The organism is Candidatus Woesearchaeota archaeon, from assembly GCA_020854775.1.
Classification (GTDB): domain Archaea; phylum Nanobdellota; class Nanobdellia; order Woesearchaeales; family 21-14-0-10-32-9; genus 21-14-0-10-32-9.
Genome location: JAHKLZ010000004.1, coordinates 18,958 through 33,477, shown reverse-complemented (window position 1 = coordinate 33,477; position 14,520 = coordinate 18,958). Strand labels below are relative to the sequence as shown.

The window sequence follows — 14,520 nt, the reverse complement described above, 5'->3', positions numbered from 1 at the left end:
TTTTTTAGTTGTTGGATTAGTTGAATTTTTTTTGTTCGTTATTTTTTGTGTTGTTGGTTTCGTTGTTCCTTTTTCTGTGTTCTGCGTTGTTTTTTTGAGTTTTTCGAAGTCGTCTGTTTCTTTTCCTTTTAGTGTTAGTATGTCTACGTATTCGTCTACTGCTTCTTTTGCTTTGTCTTCTTTTGTGAATATTTTTTCTTTTTCTTTTTCTTCTTTTATTTCTGTTGTTTCTTCTTTCTTTGTTTCTGTTTTTGTTTCGTTTGTTTGTTCTTCTTTGTCAAACGCGCTTAGTGTGTCTTCTCTTTTTTTGCTTTTGAGTTTTAGTGCTCGTTCCCATGCTTGTTTTCTTAGTCTTATTTCGTCTGGTGTTAGTTCTCTTGTTTTTTTTGCGTTATTCAAGGTTGATACTTTTGGTACGTCTAAGGATATTGCTTGTTTCATTGTTTGTGTTTGTTGTTCTTGTCCTTGAAGTGTTTTTTTCTGCGTTTCTAAGTATAGTAATGTTCCTCCGACGCCTCCTAGTACTACTCCTAGTATTAGCATTATTAGTCCTGGTGTGTTTGTTTCTTTTTTTGTTGTTGGTCTTGTTATTGTTGGGTCTTGTGTTGATGGGTCTCTGCATGTTCCGTTTGAGCAATAGTTTGATTCGCAGTCTTTGTTTTCTAAGCATTTATTTCCTAGTTTGCAAGGTTCACAAATTGATCCTCCGCAGTCTATGTCTGTTTCGTCTCCGTCTTTTTTGTTATTATCACACGCTGGTGGATTACAAGTTCCGTTTAAGCAGTTTCCTGATTCGCAGTCTACGTCGTGGTCACATGTTGATTCTAATGGGCATTTTCCGCATCCTGATGCTTGTCCGCAGTCTATTCCTACTTCTAGTCCGTTTCGTATTCCGTCTGTGCAGCTTGTTACCGTGCATGTTCCTAATAAGCAATAGTTTGATTTACAATCTGAATTAATTATGCATTTTTTGTTTACTTCGCATGCTAAGCAAGATCCTCCGCAGTCGGTGTCTGTTTCGTCTCCGTCTTTTATTGTGTTGAAGCAGTGTTGTGGTTGTGCTGTTTCTAGTAGGTCTGTTTTTTGTGCGCAGTTATTGTTGTTGTCGCATACTTTCGCGCAGTATTTTGAAGAATCTGTTATTCTGAATAGTTCTCCTAGTGGTTTTGTGTTGTCAAATTTGCATTGTTCTGATATGTTTGTGTGTACGCTGTATGTGTATTGTGGTTTGCATCCGCTGTGTGCGTCGAAGCAATTTACTAGTACGTCCCATGTTTTGTCTTGTTTTTGTGTTGTGTTTACTCTTATTATTGGTGGTGTTACGTCGCAGGCTGTTAATGAATTGTTGGATATGGTTAGTTCTTTTGTTTGTGTTATTGAGTTTCCTGCGTTATCGAATGCTTTCGCTGTTATTCTTATTTTTTGTCCTTCTAGTACTTGTAGTGCTGTTATTCTTTCGTTTAGTGTTCCTGTGCTTGTTGATCTTGTTATTGGGTTGAATGCTGGTTCTGTTGATACATGAGTTATGTTGTATTCGTAGTGGCTTATTCCTGATAATTCGTCTTGTGCTTTTAGTGTTGCTTGTATTCTTTCTGTTGAGCATGTGTATGTGTTTGAGTCCGTGTTTATTGTTAAATTGTAAGGAGGTACTGTGTCTATTCTTATTTGTCCTTGGTATGATTGTTCTTGTGTTAGTCCTTCGCATGAGCCTAGTATTGTGTGTGTTCCGTCTTCTAGTCCTGTGTTTAGTTCTTTTTTTTCGTATAAGTAATATCCTAGGATGTTTTGTTCGTTTGTATAAAGTAGTGTTTGTGGTTGCGTAGTTGTGTAATTAACGTAGCAATTTTCGTCTGGTTGTACGTATATTCCTGTGAAATCCATTGTTTTTGTGTTTAGGTATTTTGATGGCGGCATTATTAGTTTAAAGTTTAATTTATCGTCGTAGTCTACTTTTATTTTTTGGGTGGTTTTGCTTGATCTTCCTATTAGGTTAGTGCATGTTATGTTTAGCGTGAAATTGTATGGTGCTGGATAACTTGCAAATTTTATTATGTCTTTTATTTGTGTTGAATAATTATTTATGTGTGTGAAATCCATGGGGTACATGTTATAAGAATATTCTGGGTTGCTTCCACCTCCTAATTCTTCTGGTAAGTCATCTAGTTCTATTCTGCACGCGGATGCTTGTGTGTTTCCGTTTAGTATGTTTATTGTGAGTTCTGATGCTGGGTTAAATATGTGGTCTACTACTACTTCTGGGAACGCGTTTGTTCTTATTTGTGGTGGTTCTTTTATTACGTTGAAGTATATTTCTTTGTATGCGTAGTCATAATAGTATTGTCCTTGTGTTAGTTCAACTCTTTGTTTGCATAGTACCGCTATTTTTCTGAATGTTATTCCGTGTTTTATTACTTGCGAATAATATGTGGTTGCTTCTGCGAAGTTTAGGTTTTCTATTACGTATTTGTCTTGTGTTTCTTGTTTGAATGTGTATCTTAAGTTGTCATACATGTTTTCTATTGATATTGCAGGATTTATGTCTCTGTCGTATTTACATTCTTCTACTGGGTGTTCTGTTCTTAGTGTTAGGTTAAATATGTCTTTATCTGACATTGCGAAGTCAGGTCTTATTATGCTGTGGTTTGCTGGTTCTTCCACCCACATTTTTATTGAGTCTAGGCATTCCGCGTAAGCGTTCGTTGTTATTTGTATGTTTTTTGTTTTTGTTGCTGAGAGTCCTACTTCATCGTATGCTTTTAGTGTTAGTTTCGCTGGTACTTGGCTTAAAACGTTACTTGCTAGGTAACTTAGTGTTTTTGATGGTACTGGTATTTGGAATATCGCGGTTCCATCTTGGTATATTGTTTCTGTTACTTTTTCAAAGCTTTGTGCGTTGTTGTTTCCTGTGTATTCTAGTTCTATTTCGTATCTGTTTATTCCTGAGCCGTCGTCTTGTGCTGATATTTCTCCTTGTATTAGTGAATGTGAGCAAGTGTATTCTTTTTCGTTTAGTAGTTCTAGTTGTAAGTTGTGTGGTGGTTGGTTATCTTTGTAGAAAGTGGTTGTTTCTGTTGTTTCCATTCCTTCGCATTGTACTCTTAGTGTGTTTTGTCCTTCTTCTAAATTAGTTATTGTTATTAGTCTTTGATAGTTTTGTAGTCCTTGTATTGTTCCTGTTCTTGTTAGTGGTTGTTTAGTGGTTTCGCTGTTGAACCACGCGTTGCATGTTTTGTCAAATCCTGAGAATAGTATGTCTACGTTTAGTGAGTTTGAGTACCAATTGTTTCGTATTGGTGATCTTATTTCTATGAATAATTCGTCTGATAAATTAGTTTTTATGTTTAATGGTTGTGTTTTTGTTGATAGTCCTGCTAAGTTCGTACAATTAACTGTGAAATCTAAGTTTCTTATTGGAATAGCTGTTGAGAATATTAGTGTGTCTTTTATGTTTGTTGAATAATTTTGTATTGCGTTAAAATTTGTTTGTGATAATAAATTGTGTGTTGGGTAATGACTTTGTGTTCCTTGAAATTCTAGGAAGCATACTGCTCCTTGTGTTGGTCCGTTGTTTATTGTTATTGTTACTTCTGATTGTGGTACTGCTTTGTTTCTTACTATTTCTGGATTTACTTGAGCTGTTATGTCAGGATTAGTTGTTAAATGGTTGAAGTATATTCTTTTGAAAGAGTATTCTTCGTTTGTTTCTTTGCATATTACTTCTATTTTTCTAAGACTTAATTCTGGGTTTAAATGATGTCTTATTAAAGGAGTTGTTGTTGCGAAATTAAAGTCAGGTATTATTATTTGTCCTTGTTGATTTGGTTGTATTGCGTTTCCTGCGTCTACGTATTCTTGGTATTTTTGTTTTATATTTTGTGTTAATGAGCTATAATCGTATATGCATGCTTCTACTGGTCTTTGTGTTTCTAGAGCTAGGTTTCCTTGTGGTGTTCTTGATACTGCGAAGTCTGGTTTTATTACGTTTGTGTTGGTTGGTGTTGTTACCCATATGTTTAGTGATGAGTAGCACGTTATGTGTTCGTTAGTTGTGAATGTTATTATTTTTTCTTGCCACGTGCTTACTTTATTGAATTTGTCTGTTGCTTTAACTCTTATTTTCGCGTTTACTTCGTTATAATCCGTGTTTGGGCTTCCTTGTGTAAAGTATGTTATTATTTGTGCAGGTATATTTATTTGTGTTATGACTTCGTTAATACTGCTTTCGTCACAGTTATCTTCGCAGTTAATTGTTCCTGTTAGTCTTGGGAATGTTACTGGTTGGTTTGGTTCTGCGACTAATTCATATTCGTATTTTGTTACTCCTGTTGCGTCTTTTGATGTGAATGCTACTTCGAATTTGTTTTCGTCTTCGAAGTTCGTGCATGTTTTTGCGTATTCATTGTTTAGTGTTATTCCTATGTTTGTTGGCGGAGTCATATCTATGCTGAATTCTTTGTTTTCTTGTGCGTTGTCACATTTAACAGTTATTGTGTGTTGTCCGTCGGGTAATCCTGTGTCTACGTTGTTTAGTGTATAACTTGTTAGTCCTGTTTGTTGATTCGTGCTTTGTTTGTTTAATGTTCTTTTTGTTGTTATTGCTTCATTGAACCATGCTTCGCATTCCGCGTTTTGTGATGAAAATAATGCTTCTATGTTTATTTTGTTTGATCCTTCTATTTCTGGTTTTTTTATTTCTAAGTAGTCTCCGTGAGCTATTTCTATGTTAAACGTCGTTGTGTTTTTTAGTCCTGCTAGGTTTGTGCATTCTACTTCTAAATTTATGTTGGCTGATGGTACAGCTGTGAATTGTATTGTTCCTGTTCTTGTTTCTTCATAATTTGATGGTGATGTTGTTAGTCCTTGAAATTTTTCATCTATTGTGTGTATGGCTTCTTGACTAGAACGGGGTGTTATTTCGCATGTTGTTTGTTGTCCTGGAGTTGTTAGTGTTATTGTTGATGATGTGAAGTCTGAGCTCCATATTTTTGATGGACTAGCAGTTATTTCTATTTTTGGTGTCGTTGTTATTTTTCTGAATCCTAGTCTTTCATAAAAGTATGTGCTTTGTCCGGGTAGTGGATCTGATACGTTGCATACTATGTGTAAAGGATATAGTTGTATTCCGTGTATATTTAGAAGATTCGTTCCTGAATTCATATCAAAGCTTGTTATTTTTAGTTCTTTGTTTGATTCTTTTTCTAGGGTGTTTGTGAAGAAATTATATAGTCCTGGTAGTTGACTCGGTGTTGGTGTTGCTGTGCTTCCTCCTTGTAGGAATAATCCGTATCTGCATTCGTTAATATTTCTTTCTGTTTCTATTTCTATTTCTATTTCGTTCTGAGTTGATACTGCGAAGAAAGGTTTGTTTATCTCAGTTGTTATAGGATTTGTTATCCACAAACTCATTGGTCTAGTGTTTATTATGAATGATTGTTCGTCATGAAATTGCATGTAATCACATTTTACGTATACTTTGTGGTTTCCGTCTTCTAGGGTTGTTTGTATTTCTTTTTCGTATTTGTAGTAACCGTTATTTTGTAGTCCTTTAAATGTGAGTGCGTGTTTTGTTTGTTCATCATTTATTATTGCTTCACAATTCGCGTTTCTTCTTATGTATAGTCCTGAAACGTTTATTTTTTTTGTGTTTAATGTTCCTATGGGTGAAGTAAAATTAAATTTTCTTAGGTCATCATATTTTATTGTTATGTTTTGTGTTGATGTATTTGATAATCCTGCTAGGTTCGTGCAGTTTATTGTGAATTCAAATTCTATGAGTGCTGGTGATGATTGAAATTGTATTATGTCATTATGAATTGTTTTGTATGCTGATTCGCTTGTAAATTCTAAAGTTGGTTTTAGTGAATATGTTGGTTTTTGGTTGTTTTGAAGTTCTGCGTCGTTGTAATCAATTGTGCATGTTGTGAAGTGATTTGTTTCTATTTGTATGTTGCTTGATGGATTCGTTGCATCTATAATTGTTTCTGGGAACGCTGTTATGTTTATTGTTGGTGGTTCTGTTATGACTGAGAATCTTATGTTTTTGTAGGAGTATCTTGGAGGCTCAGTGCTTTCTTCACATATAACGTATAATTGTTTGAATCCGTTTTCGTATGCGAATCCTGGTCCGTCTGTTATTTCTATTTTGAAAGTTGTGTTGTGTTGTGTTGTATTTATGAATATTTGATTTGGGTTATTTAGCGCGTTAGAATATGCTATTCCTAAATTGTTTGGTCTGTTAGTTACGTATGCGCACCCCGTGGCTTGTCTTTCTGTTTCTATTGTTAAATTAAAAGTTGTTGTGTTTGATACTGCGAAGTCTGGTTTTTGTATTTGTGTTGTGCTTGGATCTATAACCCAGAAGTTCATTGCTGAAACATTTATTTTGAATACTGTTCTTACATCTATTGTTAGGTTTGGTTCGTTGAATCCTTGTACTCTAAATAAATATATTCCGTTCGATAATATATGATCAGGTCTGTATGAGTTTGAGTTGCTTTGTATTCTTGTTATTTGTTCTTCAGTAGCTGACCATATTTCGTCAGGGTTTGGTAATGAAGAATAATTTTCTGGTTCTACTGGTCCTACTTGTTTGTTGTTTAACCACCAATTATCTGTGGATAATCCGTCAAGTCTTATTAAATTAAAATTTATTATTTCTACTTCTTCGTCAAACGTTACATTTATTGTTGGTCTTGATATGTCATATTCTTCTCTTTTTAGTTGAAAAAAAGTTATAACTAGAGAATCTTCTATTTCATCTCCTGATAAATCTAATGCTTTAGGTCCTTTAACATACCATTGATCCGGTGTTAATGCGTTTGTTTGTATTAGTAATGTCATTATTAGTACTAATACTATTAGTAATTTCTTCATATCTCCCCTCTTATAATAATTAAATTAGGATTGTCCCGCGTCGTATATTATGATTTGTGGCATTCCTTGTAATGCGTCGCTTCTTAGGTTTAGGAATATCCTATGATTCTTTGTGTTTCCTACTAAGTCACTTACTGTAACGTTTAAGTATATGTTTGTGAATGTTGTTGGTGCTGTTACTGTGAATCCTTGTCCGAAGCTTACTGTGTTTGTTTCTTTTAATTCATCTCCGAAGCCTTTGTTGTGTATTATTTCGTAAGTTATTGGTTGTGCGCATGGTGATGATAAATCTCTTGGTCCTTGTACTAGTCCAGGTATTGTTTTGTTGCATTCAAATAATAATTCTATGCTGTTCTTTGCAATTGTTGAATTAGTGTAATCTACTGGTTCTTGGTCTTCGTTGTAGATTGTTTTGTTTACATCTATTAGTCTTAGTTGAGGCGGTGTTTTGTCTATTGCGAAGTATACTAAGTCTCCGTTGTTTCCTATGAATTCTCCGTTATCAGGCACTCCTTGAGGTATTGTTCCTGTGAATGTGCATTTTGGTCTTAGTATGTATACTCCTTCGATTGACGCGTCAATGTTATTCGTGTGTAATTTTCCACCTTGTGAGGCTATTAAATTTATACTATCACCTAATTCATGATTTTCTCCGTTTGATACGTTTTTTTCGAAGATTAATTCGCAATCCGCGTTTTCTTTTGTTCTTATTGATACTTCTAAATCAGGATTTCGTGGTAGTGTTACGCCTCTTGGTGTTGGATCAGTTATTGTGTCATCCATTGATATTAATATTGGTTTTATTTCGTGGTATCCTCTTTGGTATTCATCCCAGCAAGTCACGTTAAAAAAGTATTGTCCATCTACTAATGATTTGTATGAATCCCAAATTATTTGTCCGTCGTTCGAGGTTCTTGTTATTTTTTCTCCTATTGGTAAGTATTCATCTTGGTCTTCTAGTAATAGTTCTGCTTTGCATAAGAATTCGTAGCTAGGTGTTTGTGTTGTTGTAGTCACTGTTAGATTTGATACTACTTGTTGTGCTTCTTCTAAATACGCGCCTACTATGTTATGACTTATTGAAATGTTTAGTTCTGGTAATAACATTATTCTTTTAGTTTTTATTTGTTCTAAGTTGTTTGACTCATCCATAGAATAATATCTTAAAAAATACTGAGTTGGATTATCTAATTCTAGATTATTTACATTATTCCTAAATATTTGTTGAACCATTTTAGGATATTCATTATTTGTTTTATTTAATGAGAAATATGTGTGTTTGACTTGTTCTGATGTGTTTATTCCTAGTACGTGTGTTAATTGCCATAAGGAATAAGTCTTATTTTGCATTTCTTCTGCGCCTATGTAAATAGTTGTATTTGGGTTTTCAAAATTTGTTAAGCATTCAATGCTTTGTTTATTATTTTCACAGTCTGATTCTAAATAATGCATGTTTTCTTGTGTTCTGTATTCTTTTTGGTATGAAGCGTCTCTCACACAAGTTTCTCCGTTCCAAACACATTTTTTTAAGGTTAAAGGATCGTTTGATTCGGCAAGTATGTTGTGTGTTCCGCTTATTCTAGCAAAACTTCCTGATATTAATAATGAATAACTAACATCTAGTTCGTATTCTGAGTTTCCTTCGCATTCTTCTTTATCATTGTAGGTTTCACATCCTACTTCGTATTTGTTGTTGCAGTAATATTGATTGACTATGAATGCGTTACTTGTTTTTTCTGGTTCCGCGTTGTAGTAACAATCACCGTATAAGTTACATAAGTATTCTGGGCAGTGTTCTCCAAATAAGTGGTTTTCGTCGCATGCTTTACAATCTCTTTCTTCTTCGTTTATTGGTCTGCACACTCCTATTCCTAATTCGTTATTGGTTGTTAATGGGTTCCATTCGCAATCGTTAAGTCCTACTGTTCCGCAAGTGTTTTGTTCGCAAGTATATTCTGTTTTGTAATCATAACAACTTTGTATGTCTGAGCAAGGATTGTATTTTCCTTTTATTGTTTGTCTATTAGAATAATCTTCTCTGAAACAAGCAAGGGTTGTTCTGAAATCGCAGTCCGCGTCAAAGGTTTCGCTTTGATATGAATAAACTCCGAAGGGACCACTGCAACTATCACAGATTTCTACGTTTAGGCACCATGCTTCTCCGTTTATTATTTGTCCATTCATTATTGATGGATTCACGCAAACCGCGTTTGTACATTCGCTTCCTAAATTTAATTGTCCTGTGTTACTATTGCAACTAGCAGGAGTTATTGTGTCGTAACAAAAGTTTGCGCCTCCGTTATTTAGACACTCAAAATGTGGTAATTTTTGACATACTATTTCTGTTTGTTTTGTTACTAGTTGTCCTTCTATTCTTTCTCTGTATGTTAATTGATAACAAACATCTTTTCCTCCGTGTTGAGGTTCAAAAGCCGTATCTAAGTATGGTGAATTAGTTGCGGGGATTGATGTTAGTTCTGTTCCTGTAATTGCTGGAGCACAATTAGTGTTTGCTTCTTGTGATATGCATCTTCTTATTTTTATTGTTGAATTGCAATGATTATCTATTGTCCATGAGAATCTTAGTCCTATTACTTCGTTAAAAATAGGGATTATAGGCGCGTTTATTCTGAAATCGTTTAATCTTTCTATTGAACAAACTGGTTTACATAGTGGTGCTTCTGCGCACACACTGCATTGATTACATTGAAGGCTTGATGAACATCCTGATGGCATTGTAGGACAAACGTCGCAGAAAGAAGTTTCTATTTTACAATAATTTGTACATATTAAGTTACCTACTTGATTAGGATTATTATAGTATTCAGCGCATGTATTTCCGTTTCTGAATATAGGCCCGTTTGGTCCTCTGTATTCACATTCTTCATGATCTTGTAATTCTCCATCTCCGCAAGTTTCTAAGTCTTCTGGGTCTGATGGATCTTCTGGGCAAAGAACAGGTTCTACTGATTGTGGAACTCCTGCATCAGCTAATTCTTGGTTAGACATCCCACAAGTGTTAGTTACTATGATTGTTCCTGTTCCGCATTGATTAAGAGGATATTCCCATTGGATGCTCCATTGAGGTATACAATCACTTGGTGTTGTCGGGTCTCCGTCTTCAGGCACGCAATCATTTCCTGATAATTCGTATCCTTCTTCGCAGATTAGAGTACATGTTTCGTCTTCTTCACAATCATAATTTCCTGTTAGTGTACATGTGAGCGTTATTGATTCTTCTTCGTTTTTTTCTATTTGTATGTTGTTTTTTTCGCCTTTGCAAGAATAATGATTATTTGATAATCTGAAGTTCGTTATTAGTTCTAAATTATAAGTTCCTTCTGAGATATCTGTTATTTTATTATCTTGAGTTAGTATTCCTGTTTTTACAACAATATTCTCCGTGTTTTTTAATGAATATGTTATTGATGGACTGGTTGGTGTTTGTGTTCCTAATCCCGTGTATGTTGTTGTCAAAGTTAAATTATATTTTTGTCCTGTTCCTGATTCGCCACTTAGTCCACTTGTTAATGTACAACTTACTATTGAAATAATGAATGCTTTGTTTTCATCAATTATTTGTTGATTTAAGCTTCCTGAGCAACTTGTTCCTTTAAATCCTGATGCTGATTCGAAATTTACAACAATATTTATGTCATGAGTTCCTTCAGGTATATTAGGCACAGTAAATGAATCATCATCAACGTTAAAAGTTCCTGTTCTTCCTCCTATTGTGTATGAACCAGACATAGTCATTAGTTCATCATTTTGAACTAAGAATTGGTTAAAATCTAGTGTTAGTGTTACTTGAAAAAAGGTATATGCGCCACATATTTGATCACATTGACTTGAATCAGAATCAAGTTTCCAAATCGTTTCGTGTTTAGCACATAATTCTTGAGGCCAATGTTTGATAGGATCTAAGCAACAACATCCCAAATCAGGATTATCAGTAGATATAACTACGCCTTGATTCGTAGTTCCAGTACAATCTTCGCTACTTATATCACTAGGAATAGATGCATAATATAATAATCCGTCCGTATCTTCATATACGCACCATTGATTTGTTTGTGCTTTTGCTTCATTAGTTGTTAGTATTATTGTTGATATTATGATTAGTGCTAGCACTACCTTTATAGTTGTTTTTGAGAAGTTATTTTTGTTCATGAACACACCCTTCTTTTTTTAACGCGTTTTATAACGTGTTTTCTTCTTATTTATTTATTAATTTATCTATTTTTTATTGTTTATAAATCTTTTGCCTTCGTCTATTGTTTTTTTGTTATTATTCTATTTTTTTAATTAACAGGGTATGTTAATCCTTGTATTTGGTCGCAGTTAAATAATTGGCTTAATTCTAAGTTATTTGGTTGTTTTATGTAATCTTTTAGTAATATGCGGAATGGTTCTATTGTGATTATTTCGAATTCATCGTTTCCATCTCCGTTAGGCATTTCTCCTTTTTGGTTGTTTGCAGGAGGTAGTAATTCTAGTTGTATTTCTACGTATTGCGTGTCGTAATTCCCGCATTTTGCTCCTGATGCTGTGCATGATGGTTCGAATCCTTCTGCGCATTTAAATAAGTCTAATTTTAGTGAACATATTCCTTGACTATCACATCTATTAGTATTTTCTTCGTATAAGCACCCGTTCAAAGTATAACTGTTGCTGGCTGTGTTTGTATCATGGTTTGGTATGAAATTTACTAATTCATCATCTACTATGCACTCTGATAAGCTTACTTCGAATAATGTTTCTTCTTCGCAATAATCTCCTTTTCTATGGGTTCTTCCTGATGTTGTACAACCCACGTTGTAATAACAATATTTATCAGTGTTTCTGTAACAATATCTTCCTGCTTGAGTGATTGGATCATTCACATTACACATTGTTCTTTGCCAATTATAATTGCAATTTTCATTGCAAGAATATCTACAAGTTGTTTCTGACCATTGTGGAAATGTTGTTGTTGAATCGCATATTGCTCCGCAGTTTGTGTCACAGCTACAATAATTACTGAATGATCTTGTGCATTCACCGTTTTCGCAATAAAATTGTGTGCATAAGTAGTTTCCGTAGTTTGCTGGTACTAATCTGTAGAACGCGTCCATTTTTTGTGCGCATGAATTAGTTGTTGAGCACGCTCCTGTTCCTTCTTGTGTGAATATTTTCTCAAAACTTATAGGGTTTGCTAAAGTAGTTGTTGTGTATGCTTGACAAAGCATAGGAATACTTGAAGGATTCATGTTTTGTATTGGTGGCCCATTACATTGTTCTAGTAAGTTTGAGTTGTATGAGCAAGGAGTTCCTTGTATTGTGAGTGTGGCTGTTGCGTCTCCCGCACATATGTTTCCTCTTTCTCCGTCGCAGTTTCTTTCAAAAACTAATTTGTATATTGAATTTATTCTATTTTGAGCAGGATGGTTCGGATTAAATGTTAAACTGGATGTTCCTTCGTAATTAGTTAACATGTTTGTTTTCATTAAGTCTTGTGCTTTTTGTTTTAATTTTTGGAATTCTCCGTACCATGTTGCTTCATAACATTTTTTGTCTTCTCCTTGATATTCGTAGTTATCTGTGCAACAAGTGTGATTTGCTCCGAATCCTTCTCCGTACATTTTTTGTCCTATTTGAAAATTAGTTGTTGAGTATGGATAGCTTGGTTGTGTTGCTCTGTGAGGTATGCATTGTTTTGCTTCGAAATCAAAAGTTGCATCATTTGAAAATATTCCTATTGTTCCTCCTTGTCCGTCTTGTACTTTCACTGTGAAGAAAGCTGTTAATGCATAGTTTCCTATGTTTGTTAAGTTTAATCTTTTTATGGTTTGTATTGTGTAGTCTTGTCTTGGTAATCTGAATTCTTGTATTTCGTTTATGGGTGTGTTTAATTCATCGTGTGTTTCGTTTATTATTTCGTTTCCTTCCGAATCGGTTAGTAGCCAGTTAAGTTTTATTATTTGCATATCTAAAGAGTCGTATGTTTCGCTTGTTTCGTAGAATTCTGTGTTGTTTATTTTTGCGTTGAACCAAGCTGGGTCTTCTATGCTTATTGTATTATCTGGTATGTCCATTGGAGGATATGGTTTTTCTAGGTCTATTTCTGCTTCTGGTTGTTTGAACACGAATATTTTTACGTCTTGATAATCGTATAATTCTTCTTTGTCGTATATTGTTACTCTTACTACGTGTAATCCTATGTCTGTCGATGTTGTTTCTGGATAACTTACTATTCTTCTTGTTTGTTGGAATTCTTCTGAGTCTGTTAATTTAATGAAATCATCTGTTATAGGTATTGTTTGACAATTTAATGATCCTAGCATTACGTGGCATATTTCGTCGTATGTTTCTTTCCACCCGCTGTATTCATATCTTAATGCTCTGTCATCTGGGTCGTATCCTTCTGGTATTATTTGAAATCCTTCTCCTTCTTGTACGAATATGTCGTAATCCGCGTTTAATTCTAATATGTATTGATGTATTAAGTCCAAGGCAGGGTTTCTGTTTTGTATCGCTGTAGCGAACGTTAAAGGTCTTCCTCCTATGTATGATGCTCTGTCTTTTATGATTAGTACTCGATCATACTTGTGATTATGTAATGTGTCTAAGAATTCTATTACTTCCACGTCGAAATAAGAATCGTAATAATTTTTTAAATTAGGTATTATTTGGTGAAAGAATGGATTATTATAATCTTTTTTTATGTCGAAGTTGTGTAAGCTTGCGTCTGCGAATAATAACATTATCGCGAAGTTATGAAGTTTTGTTACTCTTAAATTAGATGCGTAATTAAAGCTGTGTCTTACTAGTACTGGGTTTCTGTTTCTTAGACTTACTCTGAATGGATATGTTGCTTCTACTGATAGAGTATTTCTGTTTAGTATTATTTTTAGTTCTCTTTCTGATTCATTCACTGTTATGTTATGTCCTTGTATTTTTCCTATGTATTCAAAATCTATGCATTCGTTTAGTAAGTCTTGTATTCTGTTTTTTAGTTTTGATTCTATTGATACGTTATTTGTTGATATCATCGCGTTGTGTTTGCAAGGACTTATAAAGTTTGATCCATCTAATTGATTTTCGCTTCCATGATAACAAAGTCTGGTTAATTGATTATATCCGAAGAATCCTGAGTAATCCTTGTTTGCTTCTAAGTCCCTTGAGCATGATAAGAATCTTCTATATGTGTTGTATAAACTGCTTAGTCTAGTTCTGTGTAGTGGAAATTCTGGTATTGAGTATTCTATTACTGGGCAAGGATTTATTTTTGTTAATCCGTATGACACATTTGTTTGTTTTGTTATTGGTGAGCTTCCTGTTTCTTCAAATGTTATGTCTAGTTGTATGTGCTTCGTTGTTTCTGCTTCTAATCCGTATTCTTCTTCTTGGTCCGCGTAGTATATTCCTCCTTGTATCATTAATTCATCTACTGCTTTGTTCGTCGCGGATTCTAAGCACGTGTAAACATAATAATTTATTGATTCTGAGTCTAAGTAATCATTTACTAGTCTTCTTGCTTCTTGTTGAGTTGAATTCTCTGATGCTACGTTGATTAACAATAATAAGAATCCCATTACTACTAGCATCATGAATCCTAATATTACGAAGACTGTGAATTGTGCCTTCTTGTTAGCCTCTTTTTTCATC

General features: G+C 34.3%; 3 protein-coding genes. All 3 read right to left on the bottom strand.

Annotation, left to right across the window (positions count from 1 at the left end; all coding sequences use genetic code 11):
• Positions 1–6,873 (bottom strand): hypothetical protein (locus KO361_00500; protein MCC7574058.1); only part of this gene is annotated, 6,873 nt, incomplete at its 3' end.
• A gap of 24 nt (positions 6,874–6,897) precedes the next feature.
• A complete protein-coding gene (locus KO361_00495; protein MCC7574057.1) occupies positions 6,898–11,043 on the bottom strand; it encodes a hypothetical protein in 4,146 nt (1,381 codons plus the stop codon).
• Between the two features lie 131 nt (positions 11,044–11,174).
• Positions 11,175–14,519 carry a hypothetical protein gene (locus KO361_00490; protein MCC7574056.1) on the bottom strand — a complete coding sequence of 1,115 codons (3,345 nt, stop codon included), beginning with the start codon at positions 14,517–14,519 and terminating at the stop codon, positions 11,175–11,177.
• Position 14,520: the final 1 nt, after the last annotated feature.

Bases quoted from the DNA above. Each gene is read 5' to 3' on its own strand.
- KO361_00495 (MCC7574057.1), bottom strand. From the start codon at position 11,043: ATGAACAAAAATAACTTCTCAAAAACAACTATAAAGGTAGTGCTAGCA.
- KO361_00490 (MCC7574056.1), bottom strand. From the start codon at position 14,519: ATGAAAAAAGAGGCTAACAAGAAGGCACAATTCACAGTCTTCGTAATA.